This is a genomic window from Streptomyces sp. NBC_00236, from assembly GCF_036195045.1.
Classification (GTDB): Bacteria; Actinomycetota; Actinomycetes; order Streptomycetales; family Streptomycetaceae; genus Streptomyces.
On sequence record NZ_CP108100.1, the window covers coordinates 385,331 to 401,631 of the forward strand.

16 protein-coding genes are annotated in these 16,301 nt (G+C 70.3%); 6 read left to right on the plus strand and 10 right to left on the minus strand.

What is annotated here, in order from left to right; translation table 11 throughout:
• Positions 1 to 56: 56 nt before the first annotated feature.
• Positions 57 to 1,391 (minus strand): lysine N(6)-hydroxylase/L-ornithine N(5)-oxygenase family protein, encoded by a 1,335-nt coding sequence (locus tag OG446_RS01710; RefSeq protein ID WP_328892312.1) that lies wholly within the window; start codon positions 1,389 to 1,391, stop codon positions 57 to 59.
• A gap of 249 nt (positions 1,392 to 1,640) precedes the next feature.
• Here OG446_RS01710 and OG446_RS01715 point away from each other — a divergent pair, with 249 nt between their 5' ends.
• Entirely contained in the window at positions 1,641 to 2,588 is a 948-nt protein-coding gene (locus OG446_RS01715; protein WP_328892313.1) for a methionyl-tRNA formyltransferase, read from the plus strand.
• A gap of 460 nt (positions 2,589 to 3,048) precedes the next feature.
• Here the strand turns inward: OG446_RS01715 and OG446_RS01720 are convergent, their stop codons facing one another.
• Both OG446_RS01720 and OG446_RS01725 read right to left on the minus strand, forming a co-directional pair.
• Complete coding sequence (locus tag OG446_RS01720; protein ID WP_328892314.1) at positions 3,049 to 3,414, minus strand: hypothetical protein; 366 nt, start codon at positions 3,412 to 3,414, stop codon at positions 3,049 to 3,051.
• A gap of 39 nt (positions 3,415 to 3,453) precedes the next feature.
• Positions 3,454 to 4,065, minus strand: coding sequence for an endonuclease (locus OG446_RS01725; protein WP_328892315.1), 612 nt, complete (start codon positions 4,063 to 4,065; stop codon positions 3,454 to 3,456).
• Positions 4,066 to 4,378: 313 nt separating this feature from the next.
• On the opposite strand from OG446_RS01725, the gene OG446_RS01730 reads away from it, so the two are divergent.
• The gene (locus tag OG446_RS01730; protein WP_328892316.1) at positions 4,379 to 4,705 is read left to right on the plus strand and encodes a plasmid stabilization protein; all 327 of its coding nucleotides are present in this window, start codon (positions 4,379 to 4,381) and stop codon (positions 4,703 to 4,705) included.
• 65 nt (positions 4,706 to 4,770) lie between these two features.
• On the opposite strand, the gene OG446_RS01735 is transcribed toward OG446_RS01730, so the two are convergent.
• The 3 genes from OG446_RS01735 to OG446_RS01745 all read right to left on the minus strand — a co-directional run bounded on the left by OG446_RS01735 (position 4,771) and on the right by OG446_RS01745 (position 7,347).
• On the minus strand, positions 4,771 to 5,739 hold the full coding sequence (locus tag OG446_RS01735) for an LLM class F420-dependent oxidoreductase (protein ID WP_328892317.1): 969 nt from the start codon (positions 5,737 to 5,739) through the stop codon (positions 4,771 to 4,773).
• 196 nt (positions 5,740 to 5,935) lie between these two features.
• Positions 5,936 to 6,115 (minus strand): hypothetical protein, encoded by a 180-nt coding sequence (locus OG446_RS01740; protein ID WP_328892318.1) that lies wholly within the window; start codon positions 6,113 to 6,115, stop codon positions 5,936 to 5,938.
• Positions 6,116 to 6,255: 140 nt separating this feature from the next.
• Complete coding sequence (locus tag OG446_RS01745; protein ID WP_328892319.1) at positions 6,256 to 7,347, minus strand: glutamate--cysteine ligase 2; 1,092 nt, start codon at positions 7,345 to 7,347, stop codon at positions 6,256 to 6,258.
• 338 nt (positions 7,348 to 7,685) lie between these two features.
• Between OG446_RS01745 and OG446_RS01750 the strand changes: the two genes are divergently transcribed.
• Positions 7,686 to 8,264, plus strand: coding sequence for a type 1 glutamine amidotransferase domain-containing protein (locus OG446_RS01750; protein ID WP_328892320.1), 579 nt, complete (start codon positions 7,686 to 7,688; stop codon positions 8,262 to 8,264).
• Positions 8,265 to 8,323: 59 nt separating this feature from the next.
• Here OG446_RS01750 and OG446_RS01755 read toward each other — a convergent pair whose 3' ends face one another.
• Positions 8,324 to 9,157 carry a class II glutamine amidotransferase gene (locus OG446_RS01755; RefSeq protein ID WP_328892321.1) on the minus strand — a complete coding sequence of 278 codons (834 nt, stop codon included), beginning with the start codon at positions 9,155 to 9,157 and terminating at the stop codon, positions 8,324 to 8,326.
• A gap of 186 nt (positions 9,158 to 9,343) precedes the next feature.
• Positions 9,344 to 9,874, minus strand: coding sequence for a DUF5133 domain-containing protein (locus OG446_RS01760; protein WP_328892322.1), 531 nt, complete (start codon positions 9,872 to 9,874; stop codon positions 9,344 to 9,346).
• Between the two features lie 438 nt (positions 9,875 to 10,312).
• Here OG446_RS01760 and OG446_RS01765 point away from each other — a divergent pair, with 438 nt between their 5' ends.
• Complete coding sequence (locus OG446_RS01765; protein ID WP_328892323.1) at positions 10,313 to 11,095, plus strand: VOC family protein; 783 nt, start codon at positions 10,313 to 10,315, stop codon at positions 11,093 to 11,095.
• A 48-nt stretch (positions 11,096 to 11,143) separates the two neighbouring features.
• On the opposite strand, the gene OG446_RS01770 is transcribed toward OG446_RS01765, so the two are convergent.
• Positions 11,144 to 12,631 carry a SulP family inorganic anion transporter gene (locus tag OG446_RS01770; RefSeq protein ID WP_306068823.1) on the minus strand — a complete coding sequence of 496 codons (1,488 nt, stop codon included), beginning with the start codon at positions 12,629 to 12,631 and terminating at the stop codon, positions 11,144 to 11,146.
• A 410-nt stretch (positions 12,632 to 13,041) separates the two neighbouring features.
• Between OG446_RS01770 and OG446_RS01775 the strand changes: the two genes are divergently transcribed.
• Positions 13,042 to 13,446: a MerR family transcriptional regulator gene (locus OG446_RS01775; RefSeq protein ID WP_328892324.1), complete on the plus strand. Its 405-nt coding sequence runs from the start codon at positions 13,042 to 13,044 to the stop codon at positions 13,444 to 13,446.
• Positions 13,447 to 13,935: 489 nt separating this feature from the next.
• On the opposite strand, the gene OG446_RS01780 is transcribed toward OG446_RS01775, so the two are convergent.
• Positions 13,936 to 14,769 (minus strand): ribonuclease activity regulator RraA, encoded by an 834-nt coding sequence (locus OG446_RS01780; RefSeq protein ID WP_328892325.1) that lies wholly within the window; start codon positions 14,767 to 14,769, stop codon positions 13,936 to 13,938.
• A gap of 109 nt (positions 14,770 to 14,878) precedes the next feature.
• Between OG446_RS01780 and OG446_RS01785 the strand changes: the two genes are divergently transcribed.
• The gene (locus OG446_RS01785; RefSeq protein WP_328892326.1) at positions 14,879 to 16,183 is read left to right on the plus strand and encodes an alpha-L-fucosidase; all 1,305 of its coding nucleotides are present in this window, start codon (positions 14,879 to 14,881) and stop codon (positions 16,181 to 16,183) included.
• Positions 16,184 to 16,301 lie beyond the last annotated feature (118 nt).

The window sequence follows — 16,301 nt, forward strand, 5'->3', positions numbered from 1 at the left end:
TACGTTATCCCTTTGATCCACTCGGAGGCGCGGCGGACCGGGCCCTGACGACCGTGCTAGCGGGGCGATCCGCCCGTGGCGCCGGCAACCGGTTCGGCGCAGCGGACCAGCAGCGAGTCCAGGATCTCTCCGACCCGTATCGCGGTGTTGGACAGCAGCGCCGACGTGATGCCGTGGGTGTGCTCGGTGCCGCCCTGGAGGTAGATACCGCAGCGCAGGCCGGAGTCCGTCGCGATGCGGTAGTCGCGCTCGACGCGGAGCCGGCCCTGGTCGTCCCGCAGGCAGCGGTCCGCCACGTCGCCCAGCAGTCCGGCCGGGTCGGCGGGGCTGTAACCGGTGGCGAGCACGACCACGTCGGCGTCCAGGAGCGTCTCCTCCCCCGTGACGAGGGACCGCACGGTGGCGCGGACGTGGTCCGGCGTCTCCTTGACCTCTTCGAGGCGCGACACGTTGAGGAAGCGCAGCCGCTCGGCGCCGAGCACCTTCTCCTGGTACATCTGCCGGTAGAGGTCATCGATCAGGTCGATGTCCACCACGGAGTAGTTGGTGTTGCCGTGGTAGTCCATGAGTCTGCGCTTGACGCCCTCGGGCGCGGCGAAGTACTCGTCGACCGCGCCGGGGTCGAAGATCTTGTTGGCGAAGCTGCTGTCGTCGGCGGGGCTGTAGCCGTAGCGGGAGAAGACCGCGCAGACCTCGGCCCCAGGGAAGCGCCGGTGCAGGTACGCGACGTTCTCGGCGGCACTCTGCCCGGCGCCGACGACCACGAACCGTGAGGGCGAGGTGCCCTCCAGCGTGTCGACCTTCGCCAGCAGTTCGGAGTTGTGCCAGACACGGTCGCCGCGCTCCACCCCCTCCGGCACGAGGGGACGCAGCCCGGTGCCGATGACGAGGTTGCGGGCCCGGTGGACGGTGAGCCCCTCGCCCGACCGGACCGTCACGTCCATGTACTCCACGGCACCGTCGACGAGGACGGGCGTGACGCCGACGACCTCGTGGTCGTAGGAGACCATGCTGTCGACCTGCGCGGCGGCCCACTCGAAGTAGTCGTGGAACTCCACCCTCAGCGGGAAGAGGTTCTTGTGGTTGATGAAGTCGATCAGCCGCCCCTTGCTCTGCAGGTAGCAGAGAAAGCTGAACTCGCTGGACGGGTTCCGGAGCGTCACCAGGTCCTTGAGGAAGGAGACCTGCATGGTCGCGTCATCGATGAGCATGCCGCGGTGCCAGCCGAACTGCGGCTGCTGCTCGAAGAAGTGAGCGCTGAAGGCCTCCTGGGTTCCGCCCCTTGCGTTGTGCTCACTGATCGCGATCGCCATGGCCACGTTGGACGGCCCGAAGCCGATGCCAATGAGGTCGTGGACCGGTGGTGCGTCGCCAGGACGAACCTGTGACATGTCACTCCCATCGTGCGGGGAAGCCGCCTGTCAGGTGTGGGGAACGTGCGGTAGACGGGCACGCCGAGGGAGCGACCCGGTGAAACTTAGGTGAGCCTAAGCTAATCATGCGAAGCTGTCGATAGAGCGAATCCGGCCATCCGGGGCCGACGGGCCGGTCAACTCATGCACCGTACCGGCCCATTGCGAGATTAGGTAAGGCTTGCTTTACTGACTGTCGCTCCATCCCTACGCTGAGGAGGAACCCCTATGCGGGTCGTCATGTTCGGTTACCAGACCTGGGGGCACCGCACCCTGCAAGCCCTCCTGGACTCCGAGCACGACGTGGTGCTGGTCGTGACCCACCCCAAGAGCGACCATGCGTACGAGAAGATCTGGAGCGACTCCGTCGCCGACCTCGCCGAAGAACACGGCGTCCCGGTGCTGATCCGCAACCGCCCCGACGACGAGGAACTGTTCGAGCGCCTCAAGGAGGCCGAGCCGGACATCATCGTGGCCAACAACTGGCGGACCTGGATCCCTCCGCGCATCTTCGCCCTCCCCCGCTGCGGCACGCTGAACATCCACGACTCGCTGCTGCCGAAGTACGCCGGCTTCTCGCCGCTGATCTGGGCCCTGATCAACGGCGAGCGCGAAGTGGGCGTCACCGCGCACATGATGAACGACGAGCTCGACGCCGGCGACATCGTCCGGCAGGAGGCGGTTCCGGTCGGACCGGCGGACACCGCCACCGACCTCTTCCACAAGACCGTCGACCTCATCGCCCCGGTCACCACCGGCGCGCTCGACCTCATCGCCGGCGGACAGACCGAGTTCACCAAGCAGGACCGTTCCCGGGCCAGCTTCTTCCACAAGCGCTCCGCCGAGGACATCCGCGTGGACTGGACCTGGCCGGCACAGGACCTCGAACGCCTGGTGCGCGCCCAGTCCGAGCCGTACCCGAGCGCCTACGCCTTCCACCGGGGCAAGCGCCTGGAGATCCTCGCCGCCGTGGTGTCCCAGGGCCGCTACGGGGGAACGCCCGGCCGCATCTTCTACCGCGAGGGAGAGGGCGTGGTGATCGTCGCCGGCGCGGACGCCCGCACCGGCCGCAACCACGGCCTGGCCGTGACACGCGTACGCACCGAGGACGGCCGGGAGATGCCCGCGACGGAGTACTTCACCTCGATGGGCGGATACCTGACCAGCCGCCCCTGACCCACGGGGCACGCGGACCCCGGCACAGACCGCGCCGGCCGCGAGCGGAGCCGTGGCGGGGATCCTCCGGGAGCCCGCCACGCTCCTCGCACGGCGCAGGTGGTCCGGGCCGGCGGGCTCGGCCGGCGGCTCGCCGCTCAGTGAGCTGTCGCGACGAGGCGTCGCAGTGCGGCCCGGGCCGGCGGGCCCCAGAGCGTGTTTCGGAAGTAGCGCCGTCCGCCCGGAGGGCGGGCTCGGCGGCGTCTGGTGCGTGCGATCGCAAGGCGGAGGGTCGCCCCGATACTGGTTGTATCGGGGTGATCCCGACAACGCGGCGAGCGTGCGTGCCAGGCGTCGCCGAGCAGGCGGGACTTCCGAAACACGCCCTAGTCGGGCTTGCCGGCCAACGGCAGCCGGAACCTCCCGCCCGGCCCGCTCCCGGAGGGGCGCCGAGTGGCGGGACCGCTCCTCATGAGCCGCCTCACCAGCCGCCCCTCCCGCCCGTCGGCGAGAGCATGCGCCGTGTCTCCTCGGCGTCCGGCACCGAGACCGCGAGTCTGCTGAGCGGTGAGCTGCGGTGCAGTTCCACACAGAGCACCGGCCCGCTCGACCGCACCAGTGTGAAGTCCTGGCCTTCCCGGTGCGTGCGGATGCCCGCACACAGTCTGCCGGGAACGCACGTGCCGCTCTCGCGTTCGCCGCGCAGCGCGCGCCACCAGTCGGGCTCGACGTACACGTGGCGCAGCCCGGACGCGGGCACCCGCACCTCGCGGCGGCGGGCCGCCGCCTGCTCCCACCACGACAGCCGTACGACGATGTCCGTGCCCTCGATCAACACACGCGCCATGAGGCCGCCCTCCTGGACGGTTCTTCTCCGTTTCCTGGCTCATTTGGCCAGTTCGACGCGGACCAGGGCCGCCGCCAGTCTCGGCAGGTCGTCGCCGGGGACGAGACGGGCCAGCCCTGCGGGCGTCTTGGGCAGATGCAGCGCTGCGGCGGCGTGACGGGCCCTGGCGTCGAACGCCGGGCGCAGCTCGGGCCACACGCCCTGTGCCTCCCGGCTGAAGATGTCCGCGCCCACGGGCCCGATCCGGGGGAACTCCCGCAGCAGGCCGCGGATCCGCTCCGGGTCCCCGTCCGCCTCCTCACGCAGCCGCCGCAGATCTCCGCGGTACCGGTCCAGGAGGAGTTCCGCCCCATCCCCGAGCGCGGTGGCCGTGCTCTCGTCGTAACGGCGGTAGTGCGCGCGGCCCAGGGCGTCGACCCGGTCCTGCCAGGAGGCCTCCGCCATCGCGCGCGGTGTGCGCATGCCCGCGGCGGACAGCTCCCGGGCCGCCGACACCGCGATGTCCGCCTTGATGCGGACCGACAGCAACACGCAGAGTGTCAGCAGCCGGTACAGCGGTGAGGGGGTGTTCCGGAGCCGGATTCCGGCTTCCTCGGCGTACGTACGCCCGTGCTCCTCCAGCAGACGCTCGGCTCTCGCCGGCCCGGACATGGAGGCACCTCCCCGCGGATCACACACGGTGGTGCGGCTCGGCCGGCGTCGTCCGTCGCCGTTCATCACCGTGCAGGCTCGTGTACCGGGCCGCCGACCGGCCTTCATTCTACTCGTCCGGGTGAGACCAGGCCCTTGTGCGCGCCCGGCGTCACCCGAGCGCACGGCCCGATGGGCGTTCGCAGGGCGGCGGTGCCATGTTTCGGTCGTGGGCCGGGGGTAACCCGGTGTACGGCGGCGCCGTACCGCCCTGCCGGTGCGGGCCGTGGGCCGATGGGCAGGGAACCCGACAACTACCCAGAAGGAGAACGCCATGCCGGCAGGATCCAGCCGCAAGCGCGAGCGTCAGTACGAGCACGTGAAGGAGAGCGCCAAGGACCGCGGCGAGTCGGAGAAGCGCGCGAAGGAGATCGCCGCCCGCACCGTCAACAAGGAACGCGCCCGCTCGGGTGAGGCGAAGACGTCGAGCAGGACGTCGACGCAGGACCCGAAGTCGGCTTCCCAGCGCGGCGGGGAGCGCTCGCACAAGGGCGCCCAGGGGCGTACGAAGGACCAGTTGTACGAAGAGGCCAAGAAGAAGAACGTCGAGGGCCGCTCGACGATGAACAAGGAACAGCTCCGCAAAGCGGTCAGCCGCTGAACCAGCGGGCGGCGGCCGTCGGCCGCGGGGCCATGACGGCCCTGCGGCCCGTTTCGGCCACCGGTTCAGCCACCGGCGCGCAGTGCCGGCAGGAGCTCTTCCCGCGCCCATCGAATGAATGGCCGCTGATGCGCACCGCCGATCTGCACGATCGCGACCTCGGTGAAGCCTGCATCGGTGAAGGTGCGTACTGCTTCGACGAACTCCTCGACGTCGTCCCCGCAGGGAACCGACCGCGCCACGTCGTCGGGACGGACGTGCTGCGTGGCCTGATCGAACGATGCGGGGCCCGGCAGCTCCGAATTCACCTTCCAGCCGCCGACGGACCAGCGGAACTGGTCGTGTGCACGGGCGACGGCCGCGTCCCGGTCCCGGTCGAAGCAGACCGGCAGCTGCCCGACCCGCGGCTTCCCGCTGCCGCCATGGCGGTCGAAGCCGGTGAGAAGCTCCTGCCGGGGCTCCGTCGCGATGACGAGGTCCGCCAGTCGGCCCGCGATCGCGCACGACCGGTCTCCCGAGACCGCGACACCGATGGGCACGCGCAGCTCCGGTAGGTCCCACAGCTTGGCGTTGTCCACGTCGAAGTGGGTGCCGTGGTGGTTGACGTATCCGCCGTCGAACAGCGCGCGGATGATCTCCACCGCTTCTTCGAGCATCTCCAGCCGCAGATGGGCCGCAGGCCACCCCCCGCCGACCACATGCTCGTTGAGGTTCTCGCCGGAGCCCAGCCCGAGCCGGAACCGCCCGTCGGACAACAGCTGCATCGTCGCAGCCTTCTGCGCCACCACCGCCGGGTGGTAGCGAGTCGTCGGGCAGGTCACATAGGTCATCAGCCGGATGCGGGAGGTGGCCTGCGCGGCCGCGCCCAGCACGCTCCACGCGTAGGGGGCGTGTCCTTGCGACTCCAGCCACGGAAAATAGTGGTCGGACGTCACGGAGAAGTCGAAGCCGGCTTCCTCGGCAGCCACCACGTCGTCGACGAGGGCCCGAGGCCCTGCCTGCTCGGTCATCATCGTGTATCCGAATTGCACCATATAGGTTGGTTTCCCGTAGTCCCGCAGGTCAACCATCCACAGCGGAACGAGGTGGCCGAGGCACGTTCCTCCGGTGGCACCCGTGGACGCCGGAACAGATACAGGAGAGGCGCCTGACCAGCGCCGTACACGCCATGACTGCCACGGCGGCAGCCACCGTCCCGGCGGTCCGGACCGCTCCCGTGGTCTCGCGATGTCAGCGGCCTGCCGCGCGCCGGGCCGCCCTCGCTTCCGCCGCAAGACTCCGTGCCGCGGCTTCCTTCCGCCGGCCTTCCTCCTTGAGGCCCTCGTCGCCGAGCGCGGCGCCGTCCGACTTGAGCTTGGCCGCCGTGGCCCTCATGGCCAGGGCGCGGATGAGTTCGCCTTGCCTTCCCATATGCCCTCTGTACCTCCCGGGTCGTACGTGCGCGGGCGCATCCGGTCATTCGCCCTGCGCGAAGGTTTCCCCTCATATGACGATTTAACCTGAATAGCCGCACCTGCTTTTCCCGCGGATCCGACCACCCCGCCGCCGTGTCAGCCACGGGTTCTGGACACGCACTCCGCCACCACGGCCCGCAGGCTGCCCGTGCGGGCGAGCACATCGCGCTGAGTCCGCGCCCCTGTCCCGCGCTCCATCACGCGCTCGACCGCGTCCTCGGCAGCGTCGAGGTCACCGCTGTCCTCCATCGCGTCGTGAACATGTGCAAGCAGCGCGGCCACCACATCGGACGCGGGCTCGGGCCGCATGGTCGCGGGGTGGAGCAGGTGCCCCTCCAGTCCGGAACGGCCGGCCTGCCAGGCGGCCATGCGCAGGAGACCCACGCCGACGGCGTCGGGCGGTTCCCCCGCATGCCAACCGCGTGCCGCCGTCTCGACGAGACCACGCACCAGTGAGGCCAGCAGCACGGCGTCGGCCGGATCCAGGCACACGTCCGCGACCCTGACCTCGACGGTCGGATAGCGGTGCGAAAGCCTCGCGTCGAAGTAGATCATTCCCTTGTCGCGCAGGACTCCCGTGTCGACGAGTGCCTGAACCTGCTCGTGGTAGCGGCGCGCAGACCCGAAGGTCTCGACCGGACCGGCCGAGGGCCAGCGCCCCCAGACCCGGCTCCGATAGCTGCTGTACGCGGTGTCCCGCCCCTGCCAGAAGGGCGAGTTGGCGCTCAGAGCGAGCACGACCGGAAGCCACGTGCGCACCCGGTCCAGCACGCCGACGCCCTCCTCGTCCGAGTCCACGGAGACGTGTACGTGGCATCCACAGGTCAACTGTTCCTGAGTGGTCAGGCCGAACTTCTCGGCCAGCCAGCGGTACCGCTCCCCTTCCCCGATCGACGGGCTGACCGGAAGCGGCGCGGTCGCGAGGGCGGCCACGTCGGCACCGACCTGTGCGGCGCTCTCGGCCGCCTCCGCTCTCCAGCGCAGGATCTCCTTCGCGAGTTCACGCATGTCGCTACGCGGCTGAGTGGCGAACTCCACTTGCTGGAGGTGGAGTTCGGGGTCGAAGGCCGAGTCGCCCGCCGCCCGGTTCTCAGCCATGGCCAGCACCGCCGTCGACAGCGCCCGGGGCTCACCGCTCCGCGCGTCGACGAGCAGCAGTTCCTCCTCCACCCCCACCGTCCGCACCATCGCGTCCTCCAGCCGAAACGCCGTGCCATGCGCCTGCGCCCTGTGCCCGTAACGCGCGGGCGGGCGCCGTCGCGGCCGAGACCGTCTCGCGTCGCCCGCGTTCAGTCCAAGCTTCCCGCACAATGCCGTGAGACACCTCCCGGACCTGTGTCGCACTCGCCCGCGCTACGGCGCTGCGCCGTTCGCGCGGTGCACGGTTGCGGGAGCCCCGGCACGGCCGCAGGCTGCCTGAGACCGGGCAGGCCGCGGGAATGATCACCGCCACCGGGGGAACCCAGAGGCTGCGGTCCCGGAACGGCGGGATCGACGTACTCCGCACAGACAGGACGGACGAACTGATGAGCGACCACGAGGTGAGCAAGCGGAAGGTACTGGCCATCGTCACCAACTACGGCGTGGAGCAGGACGAGCTCGTCGTTCCGGTCGACCACTTGCGTGGGTGGGGCGCCCAGGTCGATGTCGCGGCGATGACGAAGGACCCCGTCGAGACCCTCGTCGGGGACAAGGAACGCGGCAGGACACTGCACCCGGACCTCACCCTGGACGACGTCGATCCGGCCGCGTACGACCTGCTTCTGGTACCGGGCGGGACGTTGAATGCCGACACACTGCGCACGCAGGGCTCCGCGGGCCGCATCGTGCGCGCCTTCACCGGATCCGGCCGCCCCGTCGCGGCGATCTGCCACGGGCCCTGGTTGCTGGTGGAGACCGGAGCCGTCGCCGGCAAGCGGCTCACCTCCTACCCCTCGCTGCGGACCGACATCCGCAATGCGGGTGGCGACTGGACCGATCAGCCGGTCGTCACCGACGATTCGGGCGGCTGGACGCTCATCACCTCACGGAACCCCGGCGATCTGGAGCCGTTCGTCCGGGAGATCGACGCGGCGCTCGCCGTCCCGGGGCTGTCCGGTACCTGACCCGGGGGACGCCCCGCACCGCTCTCGGCGGCTCCCGCCATCGGCACTGACGCGGGCGGCTACACGGGTTCGGGAACGAAGGGGAGGAACTCGTCGACGCCCGGCTGGATGACCCCGTAACTGCTCTCGGGCACCTCGTTCCACTCGCCGGGCAGCCCGCCCAACGGCTCCGAGACCACCATGCGGGTTCCGTCGGACACCTCCCTCAGGACATCCAGGTCCGGCTGAAGGGCATGCACGGTGTCCGCACCCGTGCTGCAGAACAGCGACCTGGACGCCCGCATGCTCGAGTAGCGGAACACCCACAGCCGTTCTCCGTCGGACACCGCCACGGTCATCTGGAGCGGATGCTCCACCCCCTGCTCGTGGCCCAGTCGTTCGATCAGCCCGGCCATGCGTGCCACGGCGCACGGCACGTCCTGGTCGAGACCGAAGGTGATGGCCAGGTAGAACATCACCTCCGAGTCGGTGGATCCTTCCAGGGCGGAGAACAACGCCGGATCCACGGCCAGGGAGAGGGCGCGCCGCAGACGGTGGAAATCGGCGACGGCTCCGTTGTGCATCCACATCCAGCGGCCGCGCCGGAACGGATGGCAGTTGGTCTGCTGAATCGCCGTTCCCGTGGACGCCCTGACATGCGCGAAGAACAGCGGCGACCGTATGTGGTCCGCGAGCTCCCGCAGATTACGGTCGTTCCACGCGGGCCCGGTGTCCCGGATGACGGCGGGTGTGTCCCATTCGGATCCGTACCATCCGACGCCGAATCCGTCGCCGTTGGTCGTCTCGACGCCGAGGTGCGAGTGCAGACTCTGGTCGATGAGCGAATGTTCCGGTTTGTAGAGGAGGTCGCTGAGCACGACACTCGTGCCGGAGTAGGCCAGCCATCTGCACATGAGCGGCGCCCTTCCCGAGGTGGAGGTGCAGAAACGGTCCCGGCGTACTGGGCCTCGCCACGGTCCCGGCGCGCCCGGGTGTCGTTGTTCTGTCCACGCTACCGACTCGGTGAAGCGGTCGCCCGGCAGCCGGTACCAGCAGGGAGTCTCCGGAAGCCGAGCCCGTCGGCGCCTCGCACGAAGTCCCTAGGCCCGCGCCGCGAGGTGCTGTTCCGCCGCCAGCACCGCATCGTGCACGCCGGTTCTGCCCAGCAGCACGCACAGCGTGTATGCGGCATCGTCCAGTGCCTGCCGCGCGCGCATGTCGGACGGGGCGTCGGTCAGCCGGGCCTGGCAGCCCCGGAACTCCGCCAGGACCTCGGCGGTCCGGGCGTGGCTCGGCATCAGTCCGATGTGCGTGGTCCTGGGCTGTACGGCGCGCGCCGCCGCCACGGCACGGTGCAGCGCCCGCTCGACACGCACAGGCATCGCGACGCCACGTGAGTCGGCGGCCATGGCGGCGGCCACCTCCGCCGAGGTGACGCCCGCCGCCTTCGCCGCCGCGCCGAGCACCCGCCCGGCATCCCGGGCCGAGCACGGAATCGCCGCCATGACCGTGCCGACCGCCCACGCGGCCCTGGGCTCGTCGATGGGGGGCTGTGCTGCGGGAGCCGCCACGTCGGGCGAGGTGTTCCCTCCGCCGGGCTCGGGGTTGCGCGGAATGCGGGCAGACATCATCAGGGCCGTTTCTCGACGGGGCGACGGAGGAGTTCCGCGGCTGGGGGGTCCGCGACGACCGGGACGGGGACGCGCCGGTCATCGCCCGCCCCCCTGCGCTCATTTCCGAAACATGACACCCGGAACAGGAGTGCGCCCGTGGACCAAGCCGCTCGGGTGACCGTCCCCGGCCCATGCCGCCCGGTCGACGGCTCGGCTCCGTGCCCGGTACGAGGAATGCGCGGTACACGGGGCGCGGTCCGGGTGCGGCGGGGGTGCGGGCGTGCACACAGTTGCTGGGGAGACCCGGCGGTCGGGCCGCACCGGCCGGAGAGGAACACGGCGGCCTGCCGGAACGGCGGTCCGCGTTTCCCCTCGGCTCCGGGGACCCCACTGAGCGGACGACGGGTCGCAGTCGGGACCCGTTGGCGGCTTCCCTCATCAAGCAAGGAGTCTTCGATGCCGGCCCTCGGAACGACGATGCCGGTCACCGGCGCACCCTGCTGGGTGAGCCTGGCGACGCCCGCCCCACCCGCGGCCCGGTCGTTCTACGCACGGGTGATGGGATGGGAGTTCCGCGAGAGTTCCCTCGGACGCGACTTCTCGCTCGCCGTGGCGGACGGCGAGCCTGTCGCAGGCCTGGGGTACTGCCACGGCCGTGGCCTCGCTGCCCGCTGGACGCCGTACTTCGCCGTGACGGACGCCGACGAGACCGCGGACCGGGTCAGGGAGAGGGGGGCCACACTCGCCGTCGGGCCCGCACGGCTGGGCGGAGGGCGTGCCGCCCTCGCGGCGGACCGGGACGGGGCCGCCTTCGGCTTCTGGGAGGGGCCTGCCCTGGCCTGGACGGTGGGGCGGGGCAGCGCTCCCGCCCGTCTGGACCTCATGACGCGTCATGCCTTCGAGGCGGCCATCTTCTACGCCGGGGTCTTCGACTGGGCGAAGCCGAGCGGCGGCTGCACGGTGGACTACGCGCAGGACCACGTCGTGGTTCAGGTGGCCGGACACACCGTCGCCACGTTGCGGGGCGGCGGCGTGGAATCCGCACCGGATCCGAAGATGCGGCCGAGGTGGGTGGTGGACTTTCACGTGGCGGACAGCCGGGCGACCGCGGCGGCGGCCGATGCGGCCGGCGGGCAGTCCTCGCCGGCCCCTCCCCCACTCGGCTGCTCCAAGGACGCCTACATCATCCGCGATCCCGGCGGCGCCCTGTTCACCGTCTCCGGGGCCGGCGGGCCCTGACGGCGGAGACCCGCTGAGCGGCGAGGGGCGCGTGAGCCGCCCGCCGGATCAGTGGCTGGTGAGCTCTCCGGAGAGCTTCCCGTGGAGGTGTGCGCTGGAATCGTTGAGGCCGATGATCTCGACGGTCTTGCCGCGCTGGGCGTACTTCGTCTCGATGGCGTCGAGGGCGGCCACGGAGGAGGCGTCCCAGATGTGGGCGGCGGAGAGGTCGATGACGACGCGCTGGGGGTCGCCCGCGTAGTCGAACCGGCCGACGAGATCGTTGGAGGAGGCGAAGAACAGCTCGCCGTTCACGGAGTAGACGACGGCGCTGCCGTCGGGGTCGGTGACCGCGGTGACGTCGGCGAGGCGGGCGACGCGCCGGGCGAAGATGACCATCGCGGTGACGGTGCCGACGACGACGCCGATGGCGAGGTTGTGGGTGGCGACGACCACGATCACGGTGATGACCATGACGGCGATCTCGCCCGCGGGCATGCGCCTGAGGGTCTTGGGGGCGATGGAGTGCCAGTCGAAGGTCGCGAACGACACCATGACCATGACGGCGACCAGGGCGGCCATGGGAATGTCGGACACCACCGGGCCGAAGACGATGCACAGCACCATCAGGAAGGAACCGGCGAGGAAGGTGGACAGCCGGGTGCGGGCGCCCGAAACCTTCACGTTGATCATCGTCTGGCCGATCATCGCGCAGCCGCCCATGCCGCCGAAGAAGCCGGTGACGATGTTGGCGATGCCCTGCCCGATGGACTCGCGGGTCTTGGAGGAGTGGGTGTCGGTGATGTCGTCGACCAGCTTCGCGGTCATCAGCGACTCCATCAGCCCGACCAGCGCCATCGCGAAGGCGTAGGGGGCGATCGTCGTCAGGGTGTCGAGGGTGAAGGGGACGTCCGGCAGGCCCGGCACCGGCAGCGAGGACGGCAGGTCCCCCTTGTCCCCCACGGTCGGCACGGCGATCCCCGCCGCGACCGTGATGACGGTGAGGATCACGATGGAGACCAGCGGGGCCGGAATCACCCGGGTGACCTTCGGGAAGAAGACCATCAGCGCCAGGCCACCGATGATCAGCGGGTACACGGCCCAGGGCACGTCGTGCATCTCGGGCACCTGCGCCATGAAGATCAGGATCGCGAGAGCATTGACGAATCCGACCATCACCGAGCGCGGCACGAACCGCATCAGCTTCGCCACTCCCAGGGCGCCGAGCACGACCTGGAAGACCCCCGCCAGGATCACGGCGGCGATCAGGTAGCCCAGGCCGTGCTCACGGTTCAGCGGGGCGATCACGAGGGCGACGGCGCCGGTGGCGGCCGAGATCATCGCACGGCGGCCGCCGACGACCGAGATGACCACCGCCATGGTGAACGAGGCGAACAGTCCGATCGCCGGGTCGACGCCCGCGATGATCGAGAACGAGATGGCCTCGGGGATCAGTGCGAGCCCGACCACCAGCCCGGCCAGGATCTCGGTACGCCAGACCTTCGGGTCGGACAGCCAGTCGGGCTTCAGGCCGCGCAGCACAGCGGCGGGCGTCATGACGGAAGAGGACAAGGAGGTGAGGACCTGTCGTGCTCGGGCAGACCCCGCCGGCAGGCCGGGGCGTGCGGAAAAAGCAAAGGGGCCGGGCGGCACCCTCGCGGACGGCCCTGGCGGGCCGGAGCTCAAGGGGAGGGACGGAGCCCGGGCGCACGGCCGGGTCACTCACATCCGGAGAGCGAAAGTCACGGCGGGCAGGTGGGGACGCTCAGCACCATGGGCTCGCGCACGCTCACTCCTGCAAGAATCGGATCTGCCCCGGGTCGTCGTCGGCCCCGGAAACGATGGGTGGGAACGGAGCAGTCGCCCGGTCCTCGCCGTCAGCAACTCTACCCTAACGTTAGGGTAGAGGTCGGTCGCGTTCGCGCAGGGTGCGGCCCACCACGAGGAGAAGGGCCGGGACCACGGGCGTGGACGACAGGCACATGCAGATCGGCGAGGTCGCCGCACGGACCGAGCTGTCCCTGCGCACCATCCGCCATTACGAGGAGACGGGCCTCGTCGTTCCTTCCGCCCGCTCGCAGGGCGGGTTCCGGCTCTACACCGAGAGTGACGTCCAACGGCTCATGGTCATCCGCCGCATGAAGCCGCTCGGTTTCACGCTCGACCAGATGCGTGACCTGCTCGATGCGACAGACCGCCTCGACGCGGGCGACGCGCTGGACGCCGGTGAGCGCGAGGCGCTGCTGGACCGCGTACGCGAGTACGAACGGGCTGCCGCGGAACAGGTCACCAGACTCCGCGTCCAGCTCTCCCGGGCCGAGGACTTCGCCGGCACCCTCCGTGCGCGCCTGCCGCAGGACGCGCACAGCTGACCTGTGCGACCGCCGGGTGCGGGCCACCGGCCCACAGGCGGCGGGCGGTCGCCGCCCGGACGGAAACCGTCCCTCCGCAGGCGGCGGGCCCGGCGCACCAGGTACCCGGTGACCACCTGCCGGACAACCCGTCCGGGGCCGCGACACCGACCGCCTCGAACGGGCCGGTCAGGGCGCGGAATTCTGCGGGCCGAGCTGCTCGCGCGTGAAGGCGGCCTGGGCCGCGACGGTGGTCCGCACGATCGCGGAACGCAGAACTCCGGCCGGCCGGACCGCAGTTCCGTGGCCCGGTCGCGGCAGGCGTCGCGCACGTGCCGGCCGAGGGCGCTGGACCGGGCCGCGGACAGGACGGGGAGCCGGAGGGCGTCGTCCGCGCCCGCCGCCGCAGCGACCGCCCGGCGGACCTCGTCCAGCGACTCGGCGGTCAGCTGCGAGGCGGCCGCCACGAGGACCTCGGCCTCCAGGAGAAGCCTCGGAATCGTGTTCCCTTCAGGTGGCGGACCGGCTCGCGAGGTACTCGGTCATGCTCTCGCCGGTGAGCGGATAGTAGTCGGAGAGCCTGGCGCCCTCGTCGAGGCGGCGACGGGCGAACGCCTCGCGGTCCTGGTGGAGCAGGGAGTCCTCGGCGAGCGGGATCGCGTTCTGCTGCGGCACGACGACGGCCCCGTCCTCGTCGGCGACGATCAGGTCGCCGGGGGTCACCAGTGAGCCGCCGACCCCGACGGGCACGTTGAACGCGGACGGGAACAGCTCGGTCTGCGAGGCGTAATGGGGAGTGACACCGGTGCACCAGATGGGCACGCCGAGCGCCCGCACCCTGGCCGCGTCCCGCACCCGCCCGTCCACCACGATGCCGGCGCCTCCACGCAGCTTGAAGTAGCGCACGAGCATGTCGCCGAGGCAGCCGGTGAAGTGGCTGCCCTGGGCCGAGATGACCAGCACATCGCCCGGCTGGATGGATTCGAGCACGCCCCACAGCGGGGTCTTGCGCTCGATGTCCTCCTGCTCCGCACCGTTGAAGACGTCTTCCCGCTGTGGAAGGAACTGCAGCGTCACGGCACCGCCGGTGACCTTGACGTCCGGTTCCCGGTGCAAGGGCACGGGGCCGTCGATGAACGTCCGGGTGATCCCCATCTGATGGAGCTTCGCGCAGGCCGTCGCCGCGCTCACGTCCTTGAGCGCGTCCACCATCTGCGGGGTGGGCCGCACATGGGCGGAGGTGTGGACCGGTGCGCGCATCGACTCATAGACACCGGCCCCCTCCGTCCCGCTGATGAGGGTCTCCCCCGCCGACGACGCTTCCTGATTCCCGATCGAGTGCATGCACGTGCCTCTCCGCGCGCTCGCCGCACGCAACGCCAGTGACATCATCGCCTATCGATGGTAGATAACAGCCAATCGATTAGTGCTGTCAATGCGTCAGGAGCCCTCCATGAACGGTGCGCACACGGATTCCGCCGACTGCCCCACTCCCACCGGGTGGTTCGAGGCGGCCCGCTTCGGCCTCTTCGTCCACTTCGGCCTGTACAGCCTGGCAGCACGGCACGAATGGGTGCGCAGCCGGGAGTCCATGCCGCAGCAGGATTACGACCGTTACCTGGACCGGTTCGATCCCGACCTCTTCGATGCCCGCCAACTCGCGCGCACCGCCCGGGAGTCAGGGATGCGCTATGCGGTACTGACCGCCAAGCACCACGATGGGTTCTGTCTCTTCGACTCGGCGCTGACCGACTACACGTCGGTACGCGTGACGGGCCGCGACCTGGTCCGCGAGTTCGTCGACGCGATGCGCGCCGAAGGGCTGCGCGTCGGCCTGTACTACTCGCTGCTCGACTGGCACCACCCCGACTTCCCGGTCGACGAGCACCACCCGCTGCGGGACACCCCGGCCCGGCAGGAGCCCCGCGACATGGAGCGCTACCGCGCCTACATGGAGGGCCAGGTACGTGAACTCCTCACCGGTTACGGCCCGGTCGACACCCTGTTCTTCGACTTCACGTACCCGGAGAAGGGCCCGGAGGAGTGGGGGGCGGAGCATCTCCTCGCCACCGTGCGGGAGTTGCAGCCGGGCATCCTCGTCAACGACAGGCTCGGCATTCCGGGCGACTACGTCACGCCCGAGCAGTACCAGCCCGACCGGCCGCTGGAGCGTAACGGCGAGCGCGTGACGTGGGAGGCCTGCCACACACTCAACGGTTCATGGGGCTACGACCGCGACAACCACGACTACAAGGACCCCGCGCTGCTGGTCCGCATGCTCGTGCAGTCCGTCGCCTGCGGCGGCAACCTCATCCTGAACGTCGGGCCCAACGGCCGGGGCGCCCTGGACCCGCAGGCCAGCGCCACGCTCCGGGCCATCGGCGCGTGGACACACCTGCACGCCCGGTCCGTGCACGGCGCGGGGCCGAGTTCCTTCGAACCGCCCTCGCACGCCTTGTACACACAGTCCGGCAACCGGCTGTATCTGCACCTTCCGGCCTGGCCGCTCAAGCACCTTCACCTTCCCGGGCTGGCCGGGCGCGTGCGCTACGCCCAACTCCTGCACGACGGCTCGGAGATCCTCTTCCACGAGACGGACGGCGCGCGACACGAACACAACAACCTCGCGCCGCCCAGCCAGCCGCCGGGGACGCTGACCCTGACTCTGCCCATCGCCAGGCCCGACGTACTGCTCCCGGTGATCGAGCTGGAGCTGGACGCGAGTACCGGAAACGACAGGTTGCGGCAGCACCCTTGAAGAAGCAAGGAGCCGCCTCTAGCATCAACAATCGATAGACGATAGGCCTGTTGGAGGCGTGGGCCCGGCCCCGCCTCCACGGCATCGCACCACCCCGCCGGGCGATCCGAACCCTCGG